Here is a 25,979-nt window from a genome sequence, read left to right as displayed (position 1 = left end):
CGCCTTGACCTTCCCGCCGGCCGGCCGCAGCGTGGGTGCGTGACCGCAGGAGGAGCAGCCCCCGCACCCCCGGCCGGCTCGCCGGAGGAGGCGCTGGCGGCGTACCTCTCCCACCTGTCGCTGGAGCGCGGTCGCTCGCCGCACACCGTGCGGGCCTACGCCGGCGATGTGGCGTCGCTGCTCGTCCACGCCCGGCGGCTGGGAGTCACCGACCTCGAGGGGCTCGACCTGCAGGTGCTGCGCAGCTGGCTGGCCCGGTTGCGCACCACCGGCGCGAGCCGCGCGACGCTGGCCCGGCGGGGGAGCGCGGCGCGCGCCTTCACCGCCTGGGTCCACCGGCGTGGCCTGACGACCACCGACCCCGGGCTGCTGCTCGCGACACCGAAGGGGCTGCGGCCGCTGCCGGAGGTGCTGCGCCAGGACGAGGCGGTGCGGCTGGTCGAGGGCGTCGACGGCGACGACCCCGAGGCGCTGCGCGACCGGCTTGCCCTGGAGCTGCTCTACGCCACCGGCATCCGCGTGGGGGAGCTGTGCGCGCTCGACGTCGACGACGTGGACCAGCACCGCCACGTCGTGCGGGTGCTGGGCAAGGGCGGCAAGGAGCGGGCGGTGCCCTACGGCGCTCCGGCGCAGCGCGCGCTCGAGACCTGGCTCGCGACCGGCCGGCCCGCGCTGGCCGGAACACGCAGCGCAGCCGCCCTGTTGCTGGGAGTGCGTGGCGGTCGGGTGGACCCGAGGACCGTGCGCGCGCTGGTCCACCGTCGGATTGCCGACGTGCCCGGCGCGCCTGATCTCGGTCCGCACGGTCTGAGGCACAGTGCAGCAACACACCTTCTCGAGGGTGGCGCCGACCTGCGGAGCGTCCAGGAGCTCCTCGGTCACGCTACGCTCGCGACGACCCAGATCTACACCCACGTGAGCGTCGAGCGACTGAGGACGAGCTATGACCGTGCGCATCCCCGAGCCTGACGGCTCGAGCGGCAGCGCTACGGGCACGGCCGTCGAGTCCGACGCCCCCGAGGTCAAGCCGACCCCGCGCCGTGGCCGCTATGCCGGTGTCTCCGACGAGGAGCGCGCCGAGATCGAGTCGGCCATCGCCGAGCTGTGGCGGGAGTACAAGGAGACGGGCAAGGAGTCGCTGCGCGAGCGGCTGATCCTGCACTACTCCCCGCTCGTGAAGTACGTCGCCGGCCGCGTCGGTGTGGGCCTGCCGCCCAACATCGAGCAGGCCGACCTCGTCAGCTACGGCATCTTCGGGCTCATCGACGCGATCCAGAAGTTCGACCTCGAGCGGGCCATCAAGTTCGAGACCTACGCGATCAGTCGCATCAAGGGCGCGATCATCGACGAGCTGCGCTCGATCGACTGGATCCCGCGCTCCGTGCGCTACAAGGCGCGCGAGGTCGAGAAGGCCTACGCCGCCCTCGAGGCCCGGCTGCACCGCACCCCGACCGAGGCCGAGGTCGCGGGCGAGCTCGGCATCGCGCTCGAGGACCTCCACCAGATCTTCAGCCAGGTCAGCTTCGTCAACGTCGTCGCGCTCGACGAGCTGCTCTCGGCCGGCCAGGAGCGCGGCGACAAGCTCTCGCTGGTCGACACCCTCGAGGACACCAAGGCCGAGGACCCGGTCACGGCGTTCGAGACCGAGGAGACCAAGTACCTCCTCGCCAAAGCCATCAACACGCTGCCCGAGCGCGAGAAGATCGTCGTGACGCTCTACTACTACGAGGGCCTCACCCTCGCCGAGATCGGCCAGGTCCTCGGCGTCACCGAGTCGCGGATCTGCCAGATGCACACCAAGGCCGTGCTGCAGCTGCGCGGCAAGCTCGCCGACCAGAAGGACTAGCGCAGAGCGCGACGGCGACACGTATGGCCCCCGCAGCTGCGGCGCCCGTGGCTGCCCTCAAGCTCGAACGAACCGTGACAGCGGCTCGTAGTCGCCAGTGTCCGCGGCGCGCAGGGCCGCGAGGTAGGTGTCGCGGACGTTGCCGTCGAGGTCGCGACCGGCTCGCCCCCAGGTGAAGGGCTGCTCGCCCTTCGCGCGCAGGAGCAGGTCGGTGAGCAGTCGGCTGTGCCTGCCGTTGCCGTTGGGGAAGGGGTGGATCGACACGAGGCGGTGGTGGAACGTCCACGCGGCCGCGTCGGGAGTCATCGCAGCGGCGCCCCCGAACCAGTAGGCCGCATCGAGCACGAGGTCGCGCACGGCGACGCTGATGTGGTGCGGGTCGATGCCGATGCTGGCTTCGTAGCGGCGGTAGGTGCCGGCCCACGTCCACACGTCTCCGAACATGTCCTGGTGAAGGCGCCGGACCGCGGTGTCCGTCAGCAGGGTGCTCGTCGGTGGTCGCCGCCAACGAGGGCGGCGGAGCGCGGCGAGGATGTTGGCCTGCTCGGCGGCGTCGAGGTCCGCCCGGGTAGCGACCCAGGTGAGCGCGAGGCCAGCGGCGTCGTCCGGGTCGAGGGGCGTGGCTCCGGACCATGCCGACTCGTGGGGTCCTGTCGGCTCAGTCATCGCTCCACAGGCCCGGCTCGTCCGCGATGAGCGCGGCCTGCTCGGCAGCCTGCTCGCGGACCACCGACGCGGTGACCTGCTGGTTCTCGAGCAGCATCGAGTGCCCCACGCTGGCGAGCAGGGCGTCGGCCTTGCGTTGGGCCTGCGTGGCGACCATGTCCTCCAGGGGACGTCGCGGGACGAGCGCGTAGACGAGGTCGCAGTCCAGGGCGTCGGCGGCACGCCGGAGGCTGTCGAGGCGGGCGCCGCCGTCGCGCTCGCTCCCCTCGAGGCGCAAGACGCTCGTGTGCACCGTCCCCATCCGCCTGCCGAGCTCTGCCGCCGACATCCCGAGGGACTCGCGGATCGCGTGGACCCACCCGCCCTGGGGTGCAGTGGCCTCCGGGACGACGGACCGCACCGCCACGAGGCGGCTGTCGAGGGTGCGCCGGGCGGTACGGCGAAGAGAGGGGGCGCGTTGGCGGGGCACGGGAACCTCACTTCTGCTGTGTGCATCTGGACGAGATCAATTGTGCATGCAAGTGCATGATAAATATGATCTATTGTGCGCTCTTCGAGCCAGCGTTGCAAGCGGTCACGCCAGACGCCCAGGACTCGCCCCCTCCGGCTGTGGCGCCACGCAGCGGTCGGTGGGTCGCCGACGGGCTCGCTCGACGGCGAGGTCGACAGGGAGCGCAGCAGCGGCGTCGGTCCGGTCGGGAGAAGGATCGTCGACCTCGGGCTGATCGGCTGGCTGATCGGCCGGCGAGCCGGTGAGTCGGTCGCGTGCGTGGAGCGCGAGCCCAAGACCCGGGGCGAGCGCGGGGGCCACGGGCGGGTCGTCGGGGTCCGGCGCGCCCGCTGGCTCGGGGCGGGGCCGGCGGGTCAGCAGGACGAGACCGGCGATGAGTGAGAGCAGCGCCGTGGCGCCACGTGGCAGGTCTGCCGAGCGCAGCGACCAGCCCGGCGGGTCGGGCGGGGAGCCGTCGGCGGACGCACGGTCGACCGGGTCCGAGCTCGCCTGGGGTCGAGCCCCCTGTCCCACCAGCGACCCGGGCAGTGGGGCGAGGCGGGCGGCGCGGGCCAGCGCCCGGTCCGACGCGGTGAGGGGCAGCAGCACCGACGGTCCGCGACGCAGCAGGGACAGCGGGTCGAGGTAGCTGTCGCCGCGGCGCAGCCCCCAGTGCAGGCAGGCGCGGCAGGGGGAGTGGCCGCGCTCGAGCAGGCCGATCGGCTCCCCGGCCGCCACCCGGTCTCCCACGGAGACGCCGGCCGCGACGGGCTCGTACGTCGTACGCACGTCGCCGTGGACCACCGCGACGACGCCGCGGCCGGCGAGGACCCCGGCGAACGACACCCGGCCCGAACCCGCAGCTCGCACCACCGTGCCCGCGGGCGCCGCGAGGTCGACGCCGCGGTGCCCCGGGCCGTAGCGCGTCTCGGGCGGGTCGAAGCCGCGGGTCACCTCGAGCGGGGCCGGCAGCGGTGGTACCCATGGGGAGGCGTGGGCGGGTGCGGGCAGGCCGAGCAGCAGGAGCGGGAGCGCGAGCAGCGGGAGCCGGGTCATGCCCGCGAGCCTGCGCGCCGCGGCCGTCCTGCGTCACCCCCGCGGGCGGATCTGTGGAGGCCGGGACGCGCAGCGGGTAGCCTGTGGACAGCGACCTCGCGAGAGGTCGACTTCGCGTGTCCGACACACGGCACGTCCCGGTGGTCCCCGACAGGGGCGGGGCGGGTCGCGGGCACCAGGGCGAGGCGCCACCCGGTGCCCCGCGACAACCCGACAGCCCGCCGACCGACCCGCCTGCACGCAGTGGGTCGTCGTCGCGCGGGCCAGCACAGACAGGCTTCACATGGCAGTCGTCACCATGCGCCAGCTCCTCGAGAGCGGCGCCCACTTCGGGCACCAGACCAAGCGCTGGAACCCGAAGATGAAGCGCTTCATCTTCACCGAGCGCAACGGCATCTACATCATCGACCTCACCCAGACGCTGGGCTACATCGACCGCGCCTACGACTTCGTCAAGGAGACGGTCGCCCACGGCGGGACGATCATGTTCGTCGGCACCAAGCGCCAGGCGCAGGAGTCGATCGTGGAGCAGGCCACCCGCGTCGGCATGCCCTACGTCACGGAGCGCTGGCTCGGCGGCATGCTCACCAACTTCTCCACCGTCTACAAGCGCCTGCAGCGCCTCAAGGAGCTCGAGCTCATCGAGGCCACCGGCGGCCAGACCGTGCTGACGAAGAAGGAGGCGCTCGTCCTCACCCGCGAGCGCATCAAGCTCCAGCGCACCCTCGGCGGCATCCGCGAGATGACCCGCACCCCGTCCGCGATCTGGATCGTCGACACCAACAAGGAGCACCTCGCCGTCAACGAGGCGCGCAAGCTCAACATCCCGGTCGTCGCGATCCTCGACACCAACTGCGACCCCGACGTCGTCGACTACAAGATCCCCGGCAACGACGACGCGATCCGCAGCATCCAGGTGCTCACCCGCGTCATCGCCGACGCCGTCGCCGAGGGCCTGATGGCCCGCGCCGGAGCGTCCGCCAACGCCGACGACAAGCCCGAGGCCGGCCAGCTCGGCACCGACGAGCCGCTGCCCGAGTGGGAGACCGCCGTGCTGTCCGGTGACGCCGCGAGCGCCGCCGGCGTCGACGCAGCCCCCCTCGAGTCGGCCGGCGTCGACGCCGCCGCTGCCGACGCCCCCGCTGCCGACGCCCCCGCTGCCGACGCCGCCGCGGTCGACGCCCCCGCTGCCGACGCCGCCGCGGTCGACGCTGCGCCCGCGCAGTAGTCCCCGCCCACACAAGACCGGAGAGACGTACACACCCATGGCTGTTTCCGCCGCTGACATCAAGAAGCTCCGCGAGGCGACCGGCGCCGGCATGAGCGACTGCAAGAACGCGCTCGTCGAGGCCGACGGCGACTACGACAAGGCCGTCGAGACCCTGCGCATCAAGGGCCTCAAGGGCGTCGCCAAGCGCGAGGGCCGGGCCGCCTCCAACGGCCTGGTCACCGCCAAGCTCGAGGGCACCTCCAAGGGCACCCTGCTCGAGCTCAACTGCGAGACCGACTTCGTCGCGAAGGGCGAGCGCTTCCAGGCCCTCGCCGAGACCGTCGTCGGTGCCGCGCTGGGCGCGAGCGACCCCTCGGCCGTGACCGTCGACGGCCGCCCGCTCCAGGAGGTCCTGGACGAGGCCAACGCCACCCTCGGTGAGAAGATCGAGGTCCGTCGCGTGCAGACCTACGAGGCGCCCTACGTCGGCGTCTACCTGCACAAGACGAGCCCCGACCTGCCCGCCCAGGTCGGTGTCCTCATCGCCCTGACCGGCGAGGCTCCTGAGGTCGCCAAGGACGTCGCGCAGCACATCACCGCGTTCTCGCCCCAGTTCGTCTCCCGCGACCAGGTCGACGCCGACGTCGTCGCCAAGGAGCGCGAGATCGCGCGCGCCACGGCGATCGAGGAGGGCAAGCCCGAGGCGGCGCTCGACAAGATCGTCGAAGGTCGCGTGACCGGCTTCTTCAAGGACAACGTCCTGCTCGAGCAGGCCTTCGCCAAGGACAGCAAGAAGACCGTGGCCAAGGTGCTCGAGGAGGCCGGCGTCGAGATCGTCGGCTTCACCCGCTTCAAGGTCGGACAGGCCTGAGCCGCTAGGTTCGCACCCGTCCGCACCGCACGACCGAGGAGGCCGCCCCCCTGATGAGCACCACAGGAGAGGCGGCCTCTTCGTCGTCGTACGACAGGGTCCTGCTCAAGCTGTCCGGTGAGGCCTTCGCCGGGGGTGGCGCCATGGGCGTCGACCCGCTGACGGTCCAGCTCATCGCGCGCCAGATCGCCGAGGTCGTGCGCTCCGGCGTGCAGGTCGCCGTGGTCGTCGGTGGCGGCAACTACTTCCGGGGCGCCGAGCTCACCGAGCAGGGCATGGACCGCCCGCGCGCCGACTACATGGGCATGCTCGGCACCGTCATCAACTGCCTCGCGCTGCAGGACTTCCTCGAGAAGCAGGGCATCGACACCCGGGTCCAGACCGCCATCGCGATGGGTCAGGTCGCCGAGCCCTACGTCCCGCGCCGCGCGATCCGCCACCTCGAGAAGGGCCGGGTCGTCATCTTCGGCGCCGGTCTCGGCGTACCGTTCTTCTCCACCGACACCTGCGCGGCGCAGCGCGCGCTGGAGGTCGGCGCCCAGGCGGTGCTCATGGCCAAGCAGGTCGACGGCGTCTACGACGACGACCCCCGCAAGAACCCCGACGCCGTGAAGTTTGACGCGCTGTCCTACTCCGAGGTGCTCGAGCGGCGCCTCAAGGTCGCCGACGCGACCGCCATCAGCCTGTGCATGGACAACGGGCTGCCCATCGTCGTCTTCGACCTCCTGCAGGAGGGCAACATCGGCCGCGCCGTGCGCGGCGAGAAGATCGGCACCCTCGTGAGCGGAGACAGCGCATGATCGACGAGACCCTCCTCGACGCCGAGGAGAAGATGGAGAAGGCGGTCAACGTCGCCAAGGACGACTTCGCCTCGATCCGCACCGGTCGCGCGACGCCGCAGATGTTCAACAAGATCGTCGTGGACTACTACGGCGCGCTGACCCCGGTCACCCAGCTGGCGAGCCTGCAGGTGCCCGAGCCGCGGATGTGCGTGATCTCGCCCTACGACAAGGGCTCGCTCAACGCGATCGAGACCGCGATCCGCAACAGCGACCTCGGGGTCAACCCCACCAACGACGGCAGCATCATCCGCATCGTCTTCCCGCAGCTCACCGAGGAGCGCCGCCGCGAGTTCATCAAGGTCGCGGGCAAGAAGGCGGAGGACGCCAAGATCTCGATCCGCAACATCCGCCGCAAGGCCAAGGACGACCTCGACAAGCTGGTCAAGGACGGCGAGGTCGGCGAGGACGACGTGGCGCGCGCGGAGAAGGAGCTGGAGAAGACCACCGGGTCCTACGTCCACAGCGTCGACGAGCTGCTCAAGCACAAGGAAGCCGAGCTGCTCGAGGTCTGATGGCGACCACCAGCCCTGACCCCACCGCTCCGGAGCCCGCGCTCGACGACGCGGCCGAGGACGCGACCGCGCCGAAGGCCTCGCGGGCCGGACGCAACCTGCCCGCCGCCATCGGGGTCGGCCTCGGCCTCGGCGCCCTCATCACGGTGCCGCTCTACTCGCCGTACCGCTGGGGCTTCATCGTCGTGCTGGCTGCGGCGGTCGCCGTCGGCACCCGCGAGATCGTCCACGCCCTGCGGACCCTCGGTGCGCAGCCGCCGATCGCGCCGCTGCTCGTCGGCGGTGCGGTCATGGTGGTCGTCGCCTACCGCGAGGGCTCCGAGGCGCTGTTCGTCGGCCTCGTGCTCACGGTGCTGGCGTGCATCGTCTTCCGCCTCGCCGACCCGGCCGAGGGCATCTTCCGTGACATCAGCGCGGCGACCTTCACCGCGGCCTACGTCCCCTTCCTCGCCGGCTTCGCCGCGCTGCTCGCGGTGCCCGCCGACGGCCCCCGCCGGGTCACGGTCTTCGTCGCGACGGTCGTCTGCAGCGATGTCGGGGGCTACGCCGCGGGCGTGCTGTTCGGCAAGCACGCGATGGCGCCCACGGTCAGCCCGAAGAAGTCGTGGGAGGGCTTCGCCGGCTCAGCCGCCGCGTGCGCGCTCGCCGGCGCGATCTTCTTCCCGACGCTGCTCGGCACCTCTGCGCTGCTCGGTGTCGTCTACGGCCTCGCGGTCGTGCTGACCGCCACGCTGGGCGACCTGGGGGAGTCGATGGTCAAGCGCGACATCGGCATCAAGGACATGGGCAGCCTGCTGCCCGGCCACGGCGGCATCATGGACCGCCTCGACTCGCTGCTGCCGACCGCCCCGATTGCCTTCCTGCTGCTGAGCGCCTTCGTCCCCCTGCCCTGACCGCAGGGAGGGCTCCGACCGCCACGAGGGGTCGGTGAGCGCTGTGCGACGTACCCTGATGGTGCTGTGACCGCCTCCCGCGCCCCCCTTCCCCTCGTCTTCGACGCGCCCAAGCGCGGGCTGCCCCCGACCCACCTCGCCGACCTCGACACCGCCGGTCGCCGTGCGGCCGTCGAGGCCCTGGGCGAGAAGGCGTTCCGCGCCGACCAGCTCTCGCGGCACTACTTCGGCGCGACCACCGGCAGCGACCTCGGGCCGGCGCTGCGAGACAAGCTGGGCAGCCTGCTGCCGCCGCTGCTCACGACCGTCCGCGACATCTCCTGCGACGACGACCAGACCGTCAAGACGCTGTGGCGCGGCCACGACGGCACGCTCGTCGAGTCGGTCCTCATGCGCTACGCCGACCGCACGACCGTGTGCGTCAGCAGCCAGGCCGGCTGCGGCATGGCCTGCCCGTTTTGCGCGACCGGCCAGCAGGGCCTGACCCGCAACCTGTCGACCGCCGAGATCGTCGAGCAGGTCGTCGCCGCCGAGCGCGTCGAGAAGGCCCGCGGCGGCCGGGTCTCCAACGTCGTCTTCATGGGCATGGGCGAGCCGCTCGCCAACTACTCCCGCGTCGTGGCCGCGGTCCGGCGCATCACCGACCCGCAGCCACACGGCCTCGGGATCTCGCAGCGCAGCGTCGTCGTCTCCACCGTCGGGCTGGTGCCGGCCATCGAGAAGCTCACCCGCGAGGGTCTGCAGGTCACCCTCGCGCTGTCGCTGCACGCCCCCGACGACGAGTTGCGCGACACCCTCGTTCCGGTCAACACCCGCTGGCCGGTGAAGGAGGTGCTCGCGGCCGCCTTCGGCTACACCCGCGAGACCGGGCGGCGGCTGTCGATCGAGTACGCCCTCATCCGCGACGTCAACGACCAGCCGCACCGCGCCGACCTGCTCGCCAAGCGGCTCGCCGGCAAGCTCGTGCACGTCAACCTCATCCCGCTCAACCCCACGCCCGGCTCGGAGTGGGACGCCTCGCCGAAGCCGGTGGAGCGCGAGTTCGTACGCCGCCTGCGGGCAGCGGGCGTGGCGACCACCGTGCGCGACACCCGCGGCCGCGAGATCGCCGGCGCCTGCGGCCAGCTCGCGGCGGTGCCGGTCGAGGGGGACTCGTGAGGGACCTCGTCCTGCTGGGCGCGACCGGGTCGATCGGGACCCAGGCGATCGACGTCGTACGCCGCAACCCCGACGCCTTCCGGGTCGTCGGGCTCGGCGGCGGGGGCGGCCGCGTCGACCTGCTCGCCGCCCAGGCCCTCGAGCTCGGGGTCGAGGTCGTGGCGGTCGCGCGGGCCACCGCCGCCCAGGACCTGCAGCTCGCCTTCTACGCCGAGGCGACCAGGCGCGGCTGGTCCAGCGGCGACTTCCGGCTGCCCAAGGTCCTCGCCGGCCCCGACGCGATGACCGAGCTCGCGGCCTGGCCGTGCGACACCGTCCTCAACGGCATGACCGGCTCGGTCGGGCTCGCCCCGACCCTCGCCGCCCTGCAGGCCGGGCGGACCGTGGCGCTGGCCAACAAGGAGTCCCTGGTCGCCGGCGGCCCGCTCGTCACGCCGTACCGCTCCCAGCTCGTCCCCGTCGACAGCGAGCACTCCGCGCTGGCGCAGTGCCTGCGCGGCGGCCGGCGCTCCGAGCTGCGCCGGCTGGTGCTGACCGCCTCGGGCGGGCCCTTCCGCGAGCGCGACGACCTCACCGGCGTCACCCCGGCCGACGCGCTCGCCCACCCGACCTGGGACATGGGTCCGGTGGTGACGGTCAACAGCGCGACCCTGGTCAACAAGGGGCTCGAGCTCATCGAGGCCCATCTGCTCTTCGACGTGCCCTACGCCGACATCGACGTCGTGGTGCACCCCCAGTCGATCGTGCACTCGATGGTGGAGTTCGCCGACGGCTCGACGCTCGCGCAGGTCAGCCCGCCCGACATGCGGCTGCCGATCGCGCTCGCGCTCGGCTGGCCGGACCGAGTCGCCGACGCGATCCCGCCGGTCGACTGGACCGTGGCGCAGCGCTGGGACTTCCTGCCGCTCGACGAGGTCCGCTTCCCCGCGGTGCAGCTGGCCCGCGAGGCCGGCGAGCGTGGCGGCACGGCCCCGGCGGTCCTCAACGCTGCCAACGAGGTGTGCGTGGCCGCCTTCCTCGAGGGACGCCTGGCCTTCCCCGCGATCGTCGACACCGTCGCCCGGGTCGTCGCCGAGCACGAGTTCAGGGAACGCCCGGACCTGGTCGATGTGTTGGACAGTGAGAACGCTGCCCGGGCGAGTGCCCGGCTGCTCGTAGGGGAGGACTCGTGCTGATCGCGCTGGGCGCGTTCGCGTTCTTCGTGGCTCTGCTGGTGTCGGTCACGCTGCACGAGGCGGGCCACTTCTTCACCGCGCGCCGCTACGGCATGAAGGCCACGCAGTTCTTCGTCGGCTTCGGCCCCACCATCTGGTCGCGCACCAGGGGCGAGACGGAGTACGGCGTCAAGGCCATCCCCGCGGGCGGGTTCGTGAAGATCGTCGGCATGACACCGCTCGAGGAGCTCGAGCCCGGCGACGAGGAGCGCGCCTTCTACCGCCAGCCGGCCCGGCGCAAGACCGTCGTCCTGGCCGCCGGCTCCACCATGCACTTCATCATCACCGTCGTCCTCGTCTTCGGGGCCTGCTGGGCGATCGGTGTCGTCGACTCGACCCGCCCGATCCTGTCCGCGCCCTCGGCCTGCGTCCCGGTCACGGTGACCGCTGACGGCGCGGTCGGTGACATCGACGGCTGCGCCGCGGGCGCGACCGTGCCCGGCCCGGCGGCGGCGGCCGGGATCCAGGCGGGCGACCGGGTCGTCAGCGTCGCGGGCGCGCCGATCGCGACCTACCGCGAGTTCGTCGAGGCGGTCCGGGCGCGGCCCGGGACCCCGCTCGACCTGGTGGTCGAGCGCGACGGCGAGCAGCTCCCGCTGACCGTGACGCCGGCCCCGGTGTCGCGGCCCAACCTCAACGACTCGAGCTACAACGTCCAGGCTGGTGCCATCGGGGTCGGCTCGCGGCTGACGACGGAGCGGGTCGGCTTCGTCGACGCGGTCGAGCAGACCGGCACGACGCTGCAGACGATGGTCGTCGGGACCTACGAGGCGCTGACCACCAAGCTCAAGACCGTCACCAAGGTCTACAGCGACGAGCGCGACCCGGCAGGCCCGGTCGGCGTCGTCGGGGTGGGGCGCATCAGTGGGGAGGTGGTCAACGCCGACGAGGAGGTCAGCATCAAGGTGCTGCAGTTCGTGCTGCTGATCGCCGGCCTCAACCTGTTCGTCGGGGTCTTCAACCTGCTGCCGCTGCTGCCGCTCGACGGCGGCCACATCGCGGTCGTCTTCTTCGAGCAGGTCCGCGACAGGCTGCGCCGGCTGCGCGGTTACGCCGGCGACCTGCAGCGCGTCGACTACAACAAGCTGCTGCCGCTCACCTACGCGGTCGCCATGCTGTTCATCGTCTTCACCGTCTTCATCGCGGGAGCCGACATCGTCAACCCCATCACCCTCGAGCCGTGACGATCCCCCTGGGCATGCCTGCCCTGCCGCCGCCGGTGCTGGCCAAGCGCCGCGTCAGCCGCCAGCTGCAGGTCGGCTCGATCGCCGTCGGCGGTGACGCCCCGATCAGCGTGCAGTCCATGACGACGACGGTCACGGCCGACGTCAACGCGACGCTGCAGCAGATCGCCGAGCTCACCGCGACCGGGTGCCAGATCGTGCGCGTGGCGGTCCCCGACCCGGTCGACGCGGAGGCGCTGCCCGAGGTCGTCCGCAAGTCGCCGATCCCGGTGATCGCCGACATCCACTTCCAGTCGAAGTACATCTACGCCGCGATCGACGCCGGCTGCGCGGCCGTGCGCGTCAACCCGGGCAACATCCGCGAGTTCGACGGCAAGGTAGGCGAGGTCGCCCGCGCCGCCGCGGCCTCGGGCACGCCCATCCGGATCGGTGTCAACGCCGGCTCGCTCGACAAGCGCATCATGGCGAAGTACGGCAAGGCCACCCCGGAGGCGCTGGTCGAGTCGGCCCTGTGGGAGTGCTCGCTGTTCGAGGAGCACGACTTCCGCGACATCAAGATCTCGGTCAAGCACAACGACCCGGTGATCATGGTCGAGGCCTACCGCCAGCTCGCCGCGCAGTGCGACTACCCGCTGCACCTCGGTGTCACCGAGGCCGGCCCCGCCTTCCAGGGCACCATCAAGTCGGCGGTCGCCTTCGGGGCGCTGCTGGCCGAGGGGATCGGCGACACCATCCGCGTCTCGCTGTCGGCCCCGCCGGTCGAGGAGGTCAAGGTCGGTCTCGCGATCCTCGAGTCGCTCAACCTGCGCCAGCGCGGCCTCGAGATCGTGTCCTGCCCGTCCTGCGGCCGCGCCCAGGTCGACGTCTACACCCTCGCCGAGCAGGTCACTGCCGGCCTCGAGGGCCTCGACGTCCCGCTGCGCGTGGCCGTCATGGGCTGCGTCGTCAACGGCCCGGGGGAGGCCCGCGAGGCCGACCTCGGGGTCGCGTCCGGCAACGGCAAGGGCCAGATCTTCGTCAAGGGCGAGGTCATCAAGACCGTGCCCGAGGCGCAGATCGTCGAGACCCTCATCGAGGAGGCGCTCCGCCTCGCCGAGGACTACCGCGTGGCCGGTGGCCCCTCCGGCACCCCCGTCGTCGCCGCCCCCTGACCCGCCACACCCCCTCGCCGGAGATCAACAGGGGGTCTGCACGCGCCGCGCCGGCGTGTCGTGAGCAGACCACCTGACGATCGTGCGGGGTGGTGGTCCGCTCGTGCCGCGCGGAAGGGGTCTGCTCGCCTACGCTCCGTCCATGCTGAGGACGTCGGGGGTGCGGCTCCTCGACGAGCGCGATCTCGCCGACGTCCTGGCGCTGCTGTCGCGCGACCCGGTGGCCGACGTCTTCGTTGCCAGCAGGATCGAGGCGGCGGGGCTCGTGAGCTGGCGGCTCGGCGCGGAGGTGTGGGGCACCGGCGATCGCGGTCGGCTCGAGGCCCTGTGCTACGCCGGGGCCAACCTCGTCCCGGTGCAGGCGAGCCCCGACGCGGCGCGGGCCTTCGCCGAGCGGGCCCGCAGGCAGGGCCGGCGCTGCTCGTCGATCGTCGGCCCGACGGACGCGGTCGCCGCGATGTGGCAGGTGCTGCAGTCGTCGTGGGGCCGGGCCCGCGACGTGCGCGACACCCAGCCCTTGCTCGCGATCGACGGCCCACCCCTCGTGGCGGCCGACCCGCTGGTCCGCCGGGTCCGGCGCGACGAGGTCGACGTACTCCTGCCTGCCTGTGTCGCGATGTTCACCGAGGAGGTCGGCGTCTCGCCCCTGCTGGGCGACGGCGGTGCGCTCTACCGCGCACGGGTCGAGGAGCTCGTCGCGCAGGGTCGGGCGTTCGCCCGGATCGAGAGCGGGGCAGTGCTGTTCAAGGCCGAGATCGGGGCGGCGACGTCGAGCGCCAGCCAGGTGCAGGGCGTGTGGGTCCACCCCTCGCTGCGCGGCCGCGGGATCGGCACGGCTGGCACCGCCACGGTCGTCGAGATCGCCCAGCGAGACATCGCCCCGGTCGTCAGCCTCTACGTCAACGACTACAACACCGGTGCGCGCTGCAGCTACGACAAGGTCGGCTTCCACCAGGTCGGCACGTTCGCCAGCGTGCTGTTCTGACCTACCCCGTCCCACGACCTGGGACGCGGTGTCCATCGTCACGTCGGTGCCGACTTGCCCCGGACGGGGAAGGCAGTCCAAGGTGCGGGATCCGGCCCGCTGAAACACGAGCCCGTTGTACGACGAAGAGGTGCCTACGTGACGCTCTCGCTCAAGCCCGGCACGTCCTGGGACGAGGTCTACGCCCGCGCCCGCAGCGCAGCGCCCGAGGCCTTCGACGCGGACCGCATCCTCAACCTCATCGGCGGTGAGTGGAAGCGCGTCGGCGACCCCGGCGAGCACGTGACGCCCGTGGACGGGAGCCCGATCCAGGGCCCGCCCCGCATCAGCCACGACGACGCGGTCACCGCTGTCGCCCAGGCCGCCGGCGAGCACAAGGCCTGGGGCGAGGTCGACCTCGACGAGCGCAAGGCCAAGGTCGCGGCGGCCGTCGCCGAGATGCGCGAGCACCGCGACACCTTGGCCCTACTGCTGGTCTGGGAGATCGGCAAGCCCTGGCGGCTCGCCTGCGCCGACGTCGACCGCGCGCTCGACGGCGTCGACTGGTACCTCGGCGAGATCGAGCGGCAGCTCGCCGGACGCACCCCGCTGCCGGGCCCGGTCAGCAACATCGCGTCGTGGAACTACCCGATGTCGGTGCAGGTCCACGCCGAGCTCGTGCAGGCGCTGGCGGGCAACGCGGTCGTCGCCAAGACCCCGAGCCAGGGCGGCTTCCACACCCTCACCCTCGCCCACGCAATCATGAAGCGGCAGGGCCTGCCGGTCACGCTGCTGTCCGGCGTCGGGTCCTCGCTCGGCAACGCGCTCATCAGCGCCCCCGAGATCGGCGCGCTGGCCTTCGTGGGCGGCCGTGCCAACGGCCGCAAGGCCGCGACGACGCTGGCCGACACCGGCAAGCGGCACTTCCTCGAGCAGGAGGGCCTCAACACCTGGGGCATCTGGGACTTCAGCGGCTGGTCCGACCTCGCGGGCCACCTCAAGAAGGGCTTCGAGTACGCCAAGCAGCGCTGCACCGCCTACCCGCGCTACGTCGTGCAGCGCGAGCTGTTCCCGGAGTTCCTCGAGATGTACCTCCCCGTCGTGCAGTCGCTGAAGTTCGGCCACCCGCTCGCGGTGGAGACCTCCTTCGACCCGCTGCCCGACCTCGACTTCGGCCCGGTCATCCACGCCACCAAGGCCGCCGAGCTGCGGGAGCACTACGAGGCCGCGGTCCGCGGCGGCGCGATCCCGCTCTACCGCGGCGACCTCACCGACGGTCGCTTCCTCGACGGCCAGGACACCTCCGCCTACGTCGCTCCGGCGTCGGTGCTGTCACCGCCGACCAACTGGGCGCTGCACCACGCCGAGCCCTTCGGTCCGCTCGACAGCGTCATCATCGTCGACACCGAGAACGAGCTGCTGGCGGCGATGAACGCCTCCAACGGTGCCCTCGTCGGCTCCGTCGCGACCGACGACGCCGACTTCGGCGCCCGGGTCGGTGAGCAGCTGCAGGCCTTCAAGGTCGGCCTCAACAAGCCGCGCAGCCGCGGTGACCGCGACGAGGTCTTCGGTGGCAAGGGCGCGTCCTGGAAGGGCGCCTTCGTCGGCGGTGACCTGCTCGTGCAGGCCGTCACCGAGGGCGACGGCCAGCTCTACGGCAACTTCCCGTCGTACTCCCTCTATCCCGACAAGGTCTGACCCCTCGCCACCCCCCTCAACCCCCGCCTTGTGCGCGGGTGTCGGCGCTACCGAGGCCTGGTAGCGCCGACACCGGCGCACATGCGGAAGGTTGAGGGAGCGCGGGGGCGGTCAGCGGGCGCTGGCCAGGCCGTGCAGCAGGAGGTCGACGCGCGACCCGTCGACCTCGACCGCGTCGCAGACCGAACGGCCCACCTCGGCCACGTCGGCGACCGTCGTGACCGCGTCGAGGCACAGCGCTCGCGCGAGCTTGCCCTTGGTCCACTTGTTGTCGTGGCTGACGACGGTGCGCCGGCCATCGGTGTCGCGCAGCACCCGCACCTCGACGGCGCCCGGCACCCGCGCCAGCTTGGCGTAGTCGCCGGAGCGCAGGTCCACGACGAGCTCGTCGCGCGCGGCGAGCAGCGGCTCGAGGACAGGTCGCCATCGACCTCCCAGCCCCCCGTGACCGGGGAGGACGGTGCCTCCCGACAGCCGGTACGCCGGGATGCGGTCCGTCGGCCGCAGCAGCCCGAACAGCGCCGACGCCACGACGAGCGAGGCGTCCGCCCGGCGGCGGGCGTCCGCGGGCAGCGACGGGTAGTCGAGGTTGTCGTAGACGATGCCGGTGTAGACCTCGAGCGCCGGCAGGGTCGGGGCGCTGGTGAGGACCCGGTCGCGGGCGAGCTCGCCGGCCTGACCGGCCGACAGGCCGAGCGCCTGGGACAGCTCGGCGGGCTGCGTCTTGGCGAGCCGCTGGAGGTCCGCGACGAGCGACTTGCGGGTGCGGGTCAGCTCCGGGAACGACAGCGTCGCGAGGCCGAGCCGGGGGCCGTCGGTACCGGCCGCCTTGGTCTCCGACGGGGGCAGCAGGACGAGCACGCGACGAAGGCTAGCCGCGGCCGCGTCGCCACGGCGGCGGTGCCCCCTGGAGCCACCAGCCGAGCGCGCGGGTGAGCCGCGGCAGCACGACGTAGACCATCACGGGGGTGCACGCGAGGCTGGTGATCGCGATGCGCGGCACGAGCGGCACGTCGTCGGTGACCAGGCCGAGCAGCAGCGCCATCACGACGTTGACGGGGAAGAAGCCCAGCCAGATGACGGTGCCCTGCTTCCAGCGCGGCGGGCCCTTCGGGGCCGCGACCTCGACGGTGTCGGCGGGCTCGAACCAGCCCTCGATGCCGGTGCGCTTCTCGGTGCGGGTCTCCTCGACCAGCCCCTGCGCGGACCCGAGCCACCACGCCCGCTGGTCGGAGCGCTCCCAGGCGGCCAGCCGGGCGGCGTCGCTGAAGCGGTAGAGCACGTGCCAGTCGGGGCTGGCCGCGGTCGGCTTGACCCAGCCGATGCCGAGGAAGCCGGGGAACTGCTCGACGAGCGACCTGCCGGCGCGCAGCCAGGCCAGCACCTCCGGGCCGCGCTCGGGGGCGGCCCGCCTGGTCACCGTGACGGTGACCGCGCCGGCGGTGGCAGGGGTGGGCTCGCTCATGCACCTATCCTCGGGGCTGGGAGCCCTGCCGGAGCCGTCGAGTGGCCGACCCCACAGTCGCACCTCGCGACGGTCCGCCCGGCACCGTCGAGAGGTCGGAGGGTCGTGTCGGAGCAGCCACGCCACGTCTTCGTCGACGCCACCGGGCGCCGGGCGGCCTGGCTGCGCCTCACCGGGTGGGCCGTGACGGTGCTCGTCTCGGCGTACCTCCTGCTGCTCGTCGCTGCGCTGGTCGGCCCGCCGGGGCTGTCGCGGCTCGCGGTGCCCGGCCTGCGGGGTGCCCTGCCCGAGGTCGGGCCGGCGCAGCTCGGTGACGGGGAGGGTGGCAGCGGGGACCCGCAGGACGTGCTCGAGCAGACCGGCCCGGCACCGACGCCGCGACCCACCGACCCGCCGCCGGGCCAGTCCGGGTCGGACGCAGGCGCCTCACCGGGAGCCCCCGCGTCCACCGCCGGGGCGACGACGGCGCCGACCGGTGGGCCGACGACGGCGCCGACCGGTGCTCCTGGTGGCGGGACGACCGCGGCGCCGAGCCCGACCCCCACGGAACCGGGCAGCGCGCCCAGCACGCCGCCCGGGCAGTCCGCCGCGACGCCGACCAACAACGGCCAGGGCAGCGGCAAGCCCTCCGCAACGCCCTCGCGCCGACCCACCGACCGACCCACCAAGGGCCCCGGCGCATGACCGGTGGGCGCGCCGCGCGCCGCCCGCAGGCGCACTGGGGCGTGCTGGTCGTGCTGCTGCTCGCGCTCGTGGGTGCCCTCCTGCTGCAGGGCCTCACCGAGGGCAGCCGGTCGGGCACCGGCAGCGCGGCCCGCGAGTCCGCGCCCCTGTCGGGTGGGTCGGCGGTGGCCTACGACGGCCGTGACGGGCTCGCCTCGCGCCCGCTCGAGCCGCGGTCGGTGGCGCTCACCTTCGACGACGGCCCGGACCCGGAGTGGACCCCCGCGGTCCTCGACCTGCTGCGCCGCGAGGGCGTGCCCGCGACCTTCTTCGTCACCGGTGCCCAGCTGTCCGCGCACCCCGAGCTGGTGCGCCGGGCCGTCCGCGAGGGGCACGAGGTCGGCCTGCACACCTGGAGCCACCGCGACCTGTCGGAGCTGTCGTCGTGGCGCGCGCGCCTCGAGCTGTCGCTGACCCAGCTCGGTCTGGCGGGCGCGACCGGCCGCACCAGTGCGCTCGTCCGACCGCCCTACAGCTCCACCCCCGGTGCGCTCGACACCGACGAGCTCGCCGTGGTGGCGCGCGCCACCGGCGACGGCTACCTCGTGGTCCTCGCCGACCAGGACGCCCGCGACTGGGAGCGACCCGGGTCGACGGCCGTCGAGCAGGCGCTCGCCCCCACCGGTGACGACGGCACCGTCCTGCTGCTCCACGACGGTGGCGGCGACCGCGCGCAGACGATCGCTGCCCTGCCCGCGGTCATCGCCTCCCACCGCGCCGCGGGTCACTCCTTCACGACCGTGTCGGGTGGTCTGGGCCTGCCTGCCCAGGCCGGGCTCGCCCGGGCCGGCCGCGTCACCGTCCTGCAGGGCGACGCGCTGCTGCTCGCCGTCGCCGCCTCCGGTGCGCTGGTCACCGCCGTCACCTGGCTGGTCCTGCCCATCGGTGCGCTCATGCTGCTGCGCACCCTGCTCGTCGTCGGGCTCGCCGGCCGCCATGTCCGCACCGCCCGGGCTCGCGTCGGTGACGGCACCTGGGCGCCGGGGGTCAGCGTCCTCGTGCCGGCCTACGACGAGGCGGTCGGCATCGAGGCGACCGTGCGGTCGCTGGTCGCGAGCGACCACACCGGCCCGCTCGAGGTCGTGGTGGTCGACGACGGCTCGAGCGACGGCACCCCCGAGCTCGTCGAGGCGCTGGTCGCCCGCGAGGGACTGACCGGGGTGCGGGTGGTCCGCCAGGCCAACGCGGGCAAGGCGATGGCCCTCGCGCGCGGTGCCCGTGAGGCCCGGCACGACCTGCTCGTCATGCTCGACGGTGACACCGTCTTCGAGCCCGAGACGGTGCGCTGGCTGGTCCAGCCGCTGCAGGACCCGCGGGTCGGTGCGGTCAGCGGCAACACCAAGGTCGGCAACCGGCACGGGCTGCTCGGTCGTTGGCAGCACCTCGAGTACGTCATGGGCTTCAACCTCGACCGCCGGATGCTCGACCTCTTCGGCTGCATCCCGACGGTCCCGGGTGCCAGCGGGGCCTTCCGGCGCGCGGCTCTTGCGGCAGCCGGCGGGATGAGCACCGACACCCTCGCCGAGGACACCGACATCACGATGGCCATCACCCGGGCCGGCTACCGCGTCGTCTACGAGGAGCGGGCCCGTGCCTGGACCGAGGCGCCGCTGACCTTCCGCGACCTGTGGCGGCAGCGCTACCGCTGGGCCTACGGCACCCTGCAGTGCGTCTGGAAGCACCGGGGCGCGGTCCGGGAGCGGTCGAGCCTCGGTCTGCTCGGGATCCCCTACATGCTCACCGTCCAGGTGCTGCTCGCCCTGCTGTCACCGGTCGTCGACGTCTTCGCCGTCTACGGCCTGCTCGCCGGCGACGCCGTCGAGGTGCTCGCCTTCTGGACGGCCTTCCAGCTGCTCGGCGTCGTGTCCGCCGCCTACGCGCTGCGGCTCGACGGCGAGAGCCTGCGGCCGCTGTGGGCGCTGCCGTTGCAGCAGGTCGTCTACCGCCAGCTGATGTACCTCGTGGTCATCCAGTCGGTGGTCGCCGCGGCGAGCGGGGTCCGGCTGCCCTGGCACAAGCTCGAGCGCACCGGCGTCGACAGCGACCTGGTGCCCGCGGGCGCTCCCTAGTCGCGGCAGGCGACGTAGGGGTCGAAGCCGGTGAGGAAGGACTCGCTCGACGGGATGAGGGTGTCCCAGTAGGCGACGCGGGCGTCGTGCTGCGCGGTCATGTAGTCGCACGCGGCGTCGCTCTTGGTGCGGGTCGGCGTGCCCCGCACCCCGAGGTGCGCCAGCGACTCGGCGACCACGGCGTACTCCGTCCTGGTCGACAGCACGCCCCAGCCGATCTGGACGTAGGGCGCCGCGTCCGCGACGGGCATCGCGCCGGTGTCGTCGAGCAGCGCCGACGCGGCGTCGTAGCCGCTCATCGAGGGGTACGCGGAACCCTCTTCCAGCGCACGACGCACCTGCCAGGGAGTGATCTGGCGGCCCTTGCCGGAGACCATGAGCGAGGCGCCGTCCGGACGCACGAGCGGGCCGCCCCGGTGGCCGGCCTTGCGCCGGGCCTCGAGCAGCACCAGCGAGGCGGTGCCCGCGCTGCGCGGCGTCGCGAACGACGTGCCGCTCGCCGAGCGGGTGCCGGTCTCGCAGTCGACGCAGTAGGGCAGCGTCTGGGTGAAGTCGGCGACGACGTCGACGAAGTTGCCCGACAGCGTCTCGCGCCCGCCGCTGGTGTCCTCGTGGAAGCCCGCGACGCCGATGGTCCACCACGGGCCGGACGTGCCGTCGGGCGGCGAGCCGGCGGGGGAGTTGTCGGCCGCACCGAAGTGCAGCTTGCCCTTGAGGACGGTGCCGGTGTAGCTGCTGGCGAGGTGGCCCATGCCGGGCGGGCTGCCGGGGATGCCGTAGCTGGTCGTCACGATGTCGACGGCCGGGTGGTTGAAGGCCCACTCCTCGCTGGCCTCGCCGAAGCTCTCGACGAGGACGACGACCGCGTCGGGGTTGGCGTTGAGGACCGCCGAGGTCGTGCCCACCCCGTGGGTGTCGCCCGGGTCGGCGAGGATCGGTGTCGAGGTCGCAGTCTTCGGCTCGAAGGAGATGCCGATGACGTTGGTGCCCGCGAACCAGTACGGCTTGCCGGGCTCGACCTTGTCCCACATCGCCATGTCGCGCGCGCGGTCCTCGGCGAAGGACCCGGTGCGGGTCACCTTCAGCACCTGCGACGGGCCGATGCCGAACTCCTTGAGCACCGCCGGCGTGACGCTGGAGGGGCCCTTGCGGCCCTTGTAGGGACCGCCGCCCGCGTAGTAGGCCTCGTGGTAGGGGTTGACGCCGGTGTCGATGTCGGCGACCACGACGCGCGGGACCGCAGCGGGAGCGGCGGTCGCGGTCGGCAGGGTCGCGGCCGCCGTGGGCAGCGCGAGCACGGCCGCGGCAGCGGCGAGGACGAGACGGGGTGCGGGCACAGGGCGCTCCGGGACGGCCGGTCGGGACAGGGGCTCTCAGGAGGAGTTCGCCACAGCCGCGCCCGCACCTGCCGGGCGCGCTCGACGACAACTCCGACGACCCGCGCCCGCGCCGTCGATAGGCTCGACCGATCCCGTCGTACTCCCTGATCGAGGTGGCTCCCGTGCTCCGCATGTCCACGCTGTTCCTGCGCACCCTCCGCGCAGACCCGGCGGACGCGGAGGTCCCGAGCCACAAGCTGCTGGTCCGCGCCGGCTACGTGCGCCGCGTCGCGCCCGGTGTCTACACCTGGCTGCCGCTCGGCCTGCGCGTCCTCAACCGGGTCGGGCAGGTCGTGCGCGAGGAGATGGACCGCATCGGCGCGCAGGAGGTGCTCCTGCCCGCGCTGGTGCCGGCGGAGTACTACCAGGCCACCGGGCGCTGGACGGAGTACGGCGACAACGTCTTCCGGCTGCAGGACCGCAAGAAGGCGGACTACATGCTCGGGCCGACGCACGAGGAGGTCTTCACCACGCTGGTGAAGGGCGAGTACTCCTCCTACAAGGACCTGCCCGTCATGCTCTACCAGGTCCAGACGAAGTTCCGCGACGAGGCGCGTCCGCGCGCCGGCATCCTGCGCGGCCGCGAGTTCGTGATGAAGGACAGCTACTCCTTCGACCTCGACGACGCCGGGCTGGCGCGCTCCTACGAGCTGCACCGCCAGGCCTACGTCGCGACCTTCGAGCGGCTCGGCCTCGACTACCGCATCGTGTCCGCCGTGTCGGGCGCCATGGGCGGCAGCGCGTCGGAGGAGTTCCTCGCCAAGGCACCGACCGGTGAGGACACCTTCGTCGCCTGCACCTCCTGCGACTACGCCGCCAACACCGAGGCTGTCGAGGTCAAGGCCGCCGCGCCGCAGGACCCCGCGACCCAGCCCGCGCTGGCCGTCCACGACACCCCGGACACTCCGACGATCGACAGCCTGGTCGAGCACTTCCGCGGCCTCGGCCGCGAGATCACCGCCGGCGACACCCTCAAGAACGTCGTCGTCACCCTGCGCCAGCCGACCGGTGAGACGTCGGTCCTGGTCGTCGGTCTGCCGGGTGACCGCGAGGTCGACCTCAAGCGCCTCGAGGCCAACGTCACGCCGGCCGAGGTGCTGCCGTTCGACGACTTCGCCAACCACCCCGGGCTCGTCCGCGGCTACATCGGCCCGCAGGGCCTGCCCGAGGGGACCCGCTACCTCGTCGACCCGCTCGTCGTGCCGGGCTCGGCCTGGGTCACCGGCGCCAACGAGGCGGGCAAGCACGCGACCGACGTGGTCATGGGCCGCGACTTCGAGCCCGAGGGCACCATCCCCGCGGCCGAGGTCCGCGAGGGCGACCTGTGCTCGCGCTGCGGCTCGCCGCTCACCATCGACCGCGGCATCGAGATCGGCCACATCTTCCAGCTCGGACGCAAGTACGCCGACGCGTTCTCGCTCGACGTACTCGGTCCGGAGGGCAAGCCGGTCCGCGTCACGATGGGCTCCTACGGCATCGGCGTCTCGCGTGCGGTCGCAGCGATCGCCGAGCAGTCCTACGACGAGAAGGGCCTCGTCTGGCCCCGCTCCGTGTCGCCGATCGACGTGCACGTCGTCGTCGCCGGGCAGGGCGAGCAGCAGGAGGGCGGCGAGGCCCTGGCGGCGGGGCTCGAGGCCGCGGGGCTCGTGGTGCTGCTGGACGACCGCAAGAAGGTCAGCCCGGGGGTGGCCTTCAAGGACGCCGAGCTGATCGGCACCCCGACCTACGTCGTCGTGGGCAAGACGCTCGCGACCGACGGCACCGTCGAGATCCGGGACCGGCGGTCCGGCTCGTCGCGGTCGGTCGCGATGGCCGACGCCGTCGCGGAGGTCGTGTCCGAGGTGCGCGGGGCCTGATGGCCGGCAAGGGGACCCCCGCGACGGTGGTGCTCGACCGGGAGGGCGTGGCGCACGTGCTCCATGCCTACGAGGTCCCCGCCGACCACCCGGGCGGCTACGGCGAGGCCGGCGCCGCGGCGCTCGGCGTCGAGCCGGAGCGGATGTTCAAGACGCTGCTCGCCGACCTCGACGGCGAGCTCGTCGTCGGGGTCGTGCCGGTCGCTGGATCGCTCGACCTCAAGGCGCTCGCCACGGCGCTCGGCGGCAAGCGGGCAGCGATGGCCGAGCCGGCGCGCGCCGAGCGGGCCACCGGCATGGTCGTCGGCGGCATCAGCCCGCTCGGTCACCGGGCGCCGCACCGCACCGCCGTCGACGAGACCGTCGAGCTGTGGGACACCGTGCACGTCTCCGCCGGCCGCCGCGGGCTGTCGCTCGAGATCGCACCCGGCGACCTGCTGCGGCTGACCGGCGCCGTCCTCGCGGACCTCGCGCGATGAGCGGTGGTCCGACGACTTCCCGGCCGGCGAGGGCCGTGCTCTTCGACTGGGGCGGCACGCTGTCGACGCACGTCGACGTCGACCTGCTCGACATGTGGCGGGCCGCCGCCCGGGTGCTCGCCCCGACCGACCCCGAGCCGGTGGCCGCCGCCCTGCTCGAGGCCGAGCTGCACTGGTGGCGCAGCCGGGTCAGTGCGGGTGACGGGACCGGTTCGGGGACGACCGAGGCCATCGTGCGGTCGGTCGCGGCCGAGACGCACCTCGACGTCGCGGGCGCGCTCTCGGCGTACCACGGTGCCTGGGAGGTCACGGTCGCGCACGACCCGCACGCGGTGGCGTGCCTGACGGCGCTGCGGGACCGCGGGCTGCGCACCGGGCTGCTGTCCAACACCCACTGGCCGCGGGCCCTGCACGACCGCTGGCTGGCTGACGCGGGGCTGCTCGACCTGCTCGACGCGCGGGTCTACACCAGCGAGCTGGCCCACATGAAGCCGCACCCCGAGGCCTTCCTGGCCCTCACCGCAGCGCTCGGCGTCGACCCGGCCGAGTGCGTCTTCGTCGGTGACCGGCCGCGCGACGACGTCTCCGGCGCGCAGGCCCTCGGGATGCGCACGGTGCTGCTCACGGGCCGGCCGGTCGAGCCCTTCGACGTCGTGCCCGACGCTTCGCTGCCCGACCTCGCCGGTCTCGCGGACCTCGTCGCCTCCTGGTCCCCCTGACCCAGCGCTGCTGAGCCGGCCGCCGGTGACCGGGCCGCACCGATCCGCACTGCTTCCACCTCCAGGTGGTGCGGCCGTGCACCGGGCCGGTTGAGCGTGGGGGGCGGGGGTGCTTCGCGGGACTGGAAGCAGTTCGGACCGGTCTGCGCTGACTGAGGCCGGGGCTCGGGGGTCGGGGGCTTGGGGGTCGGGGGCCTGGGGGTGGGGGCTTGGCGGTCAGGCGCCGGGAAGGGCCACGGTCGCGGGGGTGACGCGCGCGCGGACCCGCCACTGGGTCGCGCGCACCGCGGTCTCGTTCAGCCCGGCCAGCGCGAGCCGGCGCAGCTCGACGTCGTCGGTGCCGGCGAGCAGGTCTCGCCAGCGCTGCGACAGGCCCTCCTCGAGCCGGACGGCCAGCAGCAGCGCACCCGCGCGGTCGGGGACCACCACGTCGTACGCCGCCTGCGTCACCGGGGCCTCGGCGCCCCGCTCGGTGAGGGCCGCCGTGAGCAGGTCGCGCCGGTTGCGGTGGCTGTCGAAGGCGGTGCGCGCGGCCGCGCGGGTCTCGTCGTCGAGCCGGCCGCCGAGCACGCCGTAGCCGTAGACCGCGGCGTGCTCGGCCACGAGCGCCGCGGTCAGCAGGTCGGTGTCGCTCACACCAGCACCACGGGGTGCGATCTCTCGCAGGCCGACAGCTGGCCGAGCAGCCCGGTCAGCGCGGTCGAGGCGGCGAGCGCGTCGGTGGCGTGGGCGGTCGCGGCGGCCCGCTCGGCGGCGACGAGGCGGGCGAGGACCGCGGCCCGTCGCGCGGGTGCCGCGGTCGGCAGCGCGGCGGCGGGCAGCGGACCAGAGGACGAGCCGGCGGGGGTGGGCGTCGACGTCTGGCCGGGGGAGGGCGGGCCGGGGGAGGGAGTGCCGGTCGGGCTCAGGGCGGTGAGGTGGGCGACGTGGTCGGCGCGCAGCGGAGCGAGCACCGCCGCGAGGGACGGCACGGCGGCGAGCGCTGCGTCGTACTCCTGGAGCAGTCGCCTTTCGCGCGCGGCGGCCGCGTCGCGCAGGGCGATGTCGGGGTCGACGGGGGCGGGCTGCGGTGCGGGCGCGTCGGTGCACGCGGCGAGCGGGAGGGCGCCGCTCAGCAGCAGCGTGCGGCGGGTCAGGCGCATGGTCAGCCAAGGTAGTCCGGCGGTTAGCCCGGGGCAGGCGCCGAGGGCGCCCTCCCTGTGCGGGAGGACGCCCTCGGTGTCGTGCGGGGGGTGCGGGGGCTGACTAGGCCAGCTTCTTGTTCTCCGCGATGCCACCCGCGAGGGCGGCGGCCGTGTCGGGCATGTGCGTCGACGCGGTCTGGAGCTTCGCGAAGGCGGTCGGGTCACCGGCGACGACGGCGTCGATGGCGGTGAACAGGGTCGCGACGTGCGGGGTGAGGGCGTCCGCCACGGTCATGGCCGGCAGCTCCGGGACGACGGAGTTGATGAGCTCGCCGAAGGAGGTGCGGTAGCCGTCGAGGTCGGCCTTGGCCTTGGTGACCTTGGCGTCGTCCTTGGTGGCCTTGCCGAGG

General features: G+C 73.2%; 26 protein-coding genes and 1 pseudogene. 18 read left to right on the top strand and 9 right to left on the bottom strand.

The genetic code is table 11. The features are described 5' to 3' along the window. Positions 1-93 precede the first annotated feature (93 nt). Together Q8R60_02895 and whiG are read left to right on the top strand one after the other, a co-directional pair. Positions 94-969 carry a tyrosine recombinase XerC gene (locus Q8R60_02895; GenBank protein MDP3711419.1) on the top strand — a complete coding sequence of 292 codons (876 nt, stop codon included), beginning with the start codon at positions 94-96 and terminating at the stop codon, positions 967-969. Then, entirely contained in the window at positions 944-1,846 is a 903-nt protein-coding gene (whiG, locus tag Q8R60_02890) for an RNA polymerase sigma factor WhiG (protein MDP3711418.1), read from the top strand. Before Q8R60_02895 ends, whiG begins: the two co-directional genes overlap by 26 nt. 57 nt (positions 1,847-1,903) lie before the next feature. Here the strand turns inward: whiG and Q8R60_02885 are convergent, their stop codons facing one another. The 3 genes and pseudogenes from Q8R60_02885 to Q8R60_02875 form a co-directional block, all read right to left on the bottom strand. Then, positions 1,904-2,512, bottom strand: a complete 609-nt coding sequence (locus Q8R60_02885) for a mobile mystery protein B (GenBank protein ID MDP3711417.1) — start codon at positions 2,510-2,512, stop codon at positions 1,904-1,906. Further along, entirely contained in the window at positions 2,505-2,918 is a 414-nt protein-coding gene (locus Q8R60_02880) for a mobile mystery protein A (GenBank protein MDP3711416.1), read from the bottom strand. The genes Q8R60_02885 and Q8R60_02880 overlap by 8 nt, the downstream gene beginning before the upstream one ends. 705 nt (positions 2,919-3,623) lie before the next feature. Further along, positions 3,624-4,058, bottom strand: a pseudogene (locus Q8R60_02875) (M23 family metallopeptidase). A 283-nt stretch (positions 4,059-4,341) separates the two neighbouring features. Here Q8R60_02875 and rpsB point away from each other — a divergent pair. From rpsB to Q8R60_02820, 11 genes are all read left to right on the top strand, one after another. After that, the gene (rpsB, locus tag Q8R60_02870; GenBank protein ID MDP3711415.1) at positions 4,342-5,286 is read left to right on the top strand and encodes a 30S ribosomal protein S2; all 945 of its coding nucleotides are present in this window, start codon (positions 4,342-4,344) and stop codon (positions 5,284-5,286) included. Between the two features lie 37 nt (positions 5,287-5,323). Next, complete coding sequence (gene tsf / locus Q8R60_02865) at positions 5,324-6,139, top strand: translation elongation factor Ts (protein MDP3711414.1); 816 nt, start codon at positions 5,324-5,326, stop codon at positions 6,137-6,139. Positions 6,140-6,192: 53 nt separating this feature from the next. Then, positions 6,193-6,939 (top strand): UMP kinase, encoded by a 747-nt coding sequence (pyrH, locus tag Q8R60_02860; GenBank protein MDP3711413.1) that lies wholly within the window; start codon positions 6,193-6,195, stop codon positions 6,937-6,939. After that, positions 6,936-7,493, top strand: coding sequence for a ribosome recycling factor (gene frr / locus Q8R60_02855; GenBank protein MDP3711412.1), 558 nt, complete (start codon positions 6,936-6,938; stop codon positions 7,491-7,493). The genes pyrH and frr overlap by 4 nt, the downstream gene beginning before the upstream one ends. Beyond that, entirely contained in the window at positions 7,493-8,386 is an 894-nt protein-coding gene (locus tag Q8R60_02850) for a phosphatidate cytidylyltransferase (GenBank protein ID MDP3711411.1), read from the top strand. Before frr ends, Q8R60_02850 begins: the two co-directional genes overlap by 1 nt. Before the next feature lie 66 nt (positions 8,387-8,452). Then, the gene (gene rlmN / locus Q8R60_02845; GenBank protein ID MDP3711410.1) at positions 8,453-9,544 is read left to right on the top strand and encodes a 23S rRNA (adenine(2503)-C(2))-methyltransferase RlmN; all 1,092 of its coding nucleotides are present in this window, start codon (positions 8,453-8,455) and stop codon (positions 9,542-9,544) included. Further along, positions 9,541-10,719: a 1-deoxy-D-xylulose-5-phosphate reductoisomerase gene (gene dxr, locus Q8R60_02840; GenBank protein ID MDP3711409.1), complete on the top strand. Its 1,179-nt coding sequence runs from the start codon at positions 9,541-9,543 to the stop codon at positions 10,717-10,719. The genes rlmN and dxr overlap by 4 nt, the downstream gene beginning before the upstream one ends. After that, positions 10,713-11,942, top strand: a complete 1,230-nt coding sequence (locus Q8R60_02835; protein ID MDP3711408.1) for a site-2 protease family protein — start codon at positions 10,713-10,715, stop codon at positions 11,940-11,942. The genes dxr and Q8R60_02835 overlap by 7 nt, the downstream gene beginning before the upstream one ends. A gap of 14 nt (positions 11,943-11,956) precedes the next feature. After that, positions 11,957-13,093, top strand: a complete 1,137-nt coding sequence (ispG, locus tag Q8R60_02830; protein MDP3711407.1) for a flavodoxin-dependent (E)-4-hydroxy-3-methylbut-2-enyl-diphosphate synthase — start codon at positions 11,957-11,959, stop codon at positions 13,091-13,093. Between the two features lie 142 nt (positions 13,094-13,235). After that, on the top strand, positions 13,236-14,078 hold the full coding sequence (locus Q8R60_02825) for a GNAT family N-acetyltransferase (GenBank protein ID MDP3711406.1): 843 nt from the start codon (positions 13,236-13,238) through the stop codon (positions 14,076-14,078). A 138-nt stretch (positions 14,079-14,216) separates the two neighbouring features. Then, a complete protein-coding gene (locus Q8R60_02820; GenBank protein ID MDP3711405.1) occupies positions 14,217-15,755 on the top strand; it encodes an aldehyde dehydrogenase family protein in 1,539 nt (512 codons plus the stop codon). Positions 15,756-15,866: 111 nt separating this feature from the next. Here Q8R60_02820 and Q8R60_02815 read toward each other — a convergent pair whose 3' ends face one another. Together Q8R60_02815 and Q8R60_02810 are read right to left on the bottom strand one after the other, a co-directional pair. Then, positions 15,867-16,616, bottom strand: a complete 750-nt coding sequence (locus tag Q8R60_02815) for a peroxide stress protein YaaA (GenBank protein ID MDP3711404.1) — start codon at positions 16,614-16,616, stop codon at positions 15,867-15,869. 10 nt (positions 16,617-16,626) lie between these two features. Next, a complete protein-coding gene (locus Q8R60_02810) occupies positions 16,627-17,220 on the bottom strand; it encodes an antibiotic biosynthesis monooxygenase (protein MDP3711403.1) in 594 nt (197 codons plus the stop codon). A 105-nt stretch (positions 17,221-17,325) separates the two neighbouring features. Here Q8R60_02810 and Q8R60_02805 point away from each other — a divergent pair, with 105 nt between their 5' ends. Both Q8R60_02805 and Q8R60_02800 read left to right on the top strand, forming a co-directional pair. Beyond that, the gene (locus Q8R60_02805) at positions 17,326-17,904 is read left to right on the top strand and encodes a hypothetical protein (GenBank protein ID MDP3711402.1); all 579 of its coding nucleotides are present in this window, start codon (positions 17,326-17,328) and stop codon (positions 17,902-17,904) included. Beyond that, positions 17,901-20,012, top strand: coding sequence for a bifunctional polysaccharide deacetylase/glycosyltransferase family 2 protein (locus Q8R60_02800; protein ID MDP3711401.1), 2,112 nt, complete (start codon positions 17,901-17,903; stop codon positions 20,010-20,012). The genes Q8R60_02805 and Q8R60_02800 overlap by 4 nt, the downstream gene beginning before the upstream one ends. On the opposite strand, the gene Q8R60_02795 is transcribed toward Q8R60_02800, so the two are convergent. Then, positions 20,009-21,349, bottom strand: coding sequence for a S8/S53 family peptidase (locus Q8R60_02795; GenBank protein MDP3711400.1), 1,341 nt, complete (start codon positions 21,347-21,349; stop codon positions 20,009-20,011). The genes Q8R60_02800 and Q8R60_02795 overlap by 4 nt on opposite strands. Positions 21,350-21,522: 173 nt before the next feature. Here Q8R60_02795 and Q8R60_02790 point away from each other — a divergent pair, with 173 nt between their 5' ends. From Q8R60_02790 to Q8R60_02780, 3 genes are read left to right on the top strand one after another with little or no spacing between them, the layout of a single operon-like run. After that, on the top strand, positions 21,523-23,247 hold the full coding sequence (locus tag Q8R60_02790) for a proline--tRNA ligase (GenBank protein ID MDP3711399.1): 1,725 nt from the start codon (positions 21,523-21,525) through the stop codon (positions 23,245-23,247). Next, positions 23,247-23,726, top strand: a complete 480-nt coding sequence (locus Q8R60_02785) for an aminoacyl-tRNA deacylase (GenBank protein ID MDP3711398.1) — start codon at positions 23,247-23,249, stop codon at positions 23,724-23,726. Before Q8R60_02790 ends, Q8R60_02785 begins: the two co-directional genes overlap by 1 nt. Positions 23,727-23,761: 35 nt before the next feature. Next, on the top strand, positions 23,762-24,445 hold the full coding sequence (locus tag Q8R60_02780; GenBank protein ID MDP3711397.1) for an HAD-IA family hydrolase: 684 nt from the start codon (positions 23,762-23,764) through the stop codon (positions 24,443-24,445). A gap of 216 nt (positions 24,446-24,661) precedes the next feature. Here Q8R60_02780 and Q8R60_02775 read toward each other — a convergent pair whose 3' ends face one another. From Q8R60_02775 to Q8R60_02765, 3 genes are all read right to left on the bottom strand, one after another. Then, complete coding sequence (locus tag Q8R60_02775) at positions 24,662-25,081, bottom strand: ferritin-like domain-containing protein (protein ID MDP3711396.1); 420 nt, start codon at positions 25,079-25,081, stop codon at positions 24,662-24,664. Continuing rightward, positions 25,078-25,587 (bottom strand): hypothetical protein, encoded by a 510-nt coding sequence (locus Q8R60_02770; GenBank protein ID MDP3711395.1) that lies wholly within the window; start codon positions 25,585-25,587, stop codon positions 25,078-25,080. Before Q8R60_02770 ends, Q8R60_02775 begins: the two co-directional genes overlap by 4 nt. A 103-nt stretch (positions 25,588-25,690) precedes the next feature. Continuing rightward, the coding region (locus tag Q8R60_02765) for a hypothetical protein (GenBank protein ID MDP3711394.1) at positions 25,691-25,979 on the bottom strand (289 nt) is incomplete at its 5' end.

It is taken from the genome of Mycobacteriales bacterium (assembly GCA_030697205.1).
In the GTDB taxonomy this organism is placed as follows: Bacteria; Actinomycetota; Actinomycetes; order Mycobacteriales; family SCTD01; genus JAUYQP01.
Note: the sequence above shows the minus strand (reverse complement) of the source record. Positions and strands in the feature narration are given on the sequence as shown.

Bases quoted from the DNA above. Each gene is read 5' to 3' on its own strand.
- whiG (MDP3711418.1), top strand. From the start codon at position 944: ATGACCGTGCGCATCCCCGAGCCTGACGGCTCGAGCGGCAGCGCTACG.
- Q8R60_02885 (MDP3711417.1), bottom strand. From the start codon at position 2,512: ATGACTGAGCCGACAGGACCCCACGAGTCGGCATGGTCCGGAGCCACG.
- rpsB (MDP3711415.1), top strand. From the start codon at position 4,342: ATGGCAGTCGTCACCATGCGCCAGCTCCTCGAGAGCGGCGCCCACTTC.
- tsf (MDP3711414.1), top strand. From the start codon at position 5,324: ATGGCTGTTTCCGCCGCTGACATCAAGAAGCTCCGCGAGGCGACCGGC.
- pyrH (MDP3711413.1), top strand. From the start codon at position 6,193: ATGAGCACCACAGGAGAGGCGGCCTCTTCGTCGTCGTACGACAGGGTC.
- frr (MDP3711412.1), top strand. From the start codon at position 6,936: ATGATCGACGAGACCCTCCTCGACGCCGAGGAGAAGATGGAGAAGGCG.
- Q8R60_02850 (MDP3711411.1), top strand. From the start codon at position 7,493: ATGGCGACCACCAGCCCTGACCCCACCGCTCCGGAGCCCGCGCTCGAC.
- ispG (MDP3711407.1), top strand. From the start codon at position 11,957: ATGCCTGCCCTGCCGCCGCCGGTGCTGGCCAAGCGCCGCGTCAGCCGC.
- Q8R60_02825 (MDP3711406.1), top strand. From the start codon at position 13,236: ATGCTGAGGACGTCGGGGGTGCGGCTCCTCGACGAGCGCGATCTCGCC.
- Q8R60_02810 (MDP3711403.1), bottom strand. From the start codon at position 17,220: ATGAGCGAGCCCACCCCTGCCACCGCCGGCGCGGTCACCGTCACGGTG.
- Q8R60_02800 (MDP3711401.1), top strand. From the start codon at position 17,901: ATGACCGGTGGGCGCGCCGCGCGCCGCCCGCAGGCGCACTGGGGCGTG.
- Q8R60_02790 (MDP3711399.1), top strand. From the start codon at position 21,523: ATGTCCACGCTGTTCCTGCGCACCCTCCGCGCAGACCCGGCGGACGCG.
- Q8R60_02785 (MDP3711398.1), top strand. From the start codon at position 23,247: ATGGCCGGCAAGGGGACCCCCGCGACGGTGGTGCTCGACCGGGAGGGC.
- Q8R60_02770 (MDP3711395.1), bottom strand. From the start codon at position 25,587: ATGCGCCTGACCCGCCGCACGCTGCTGCTGAGCGGCGCCCTCCCGCTC.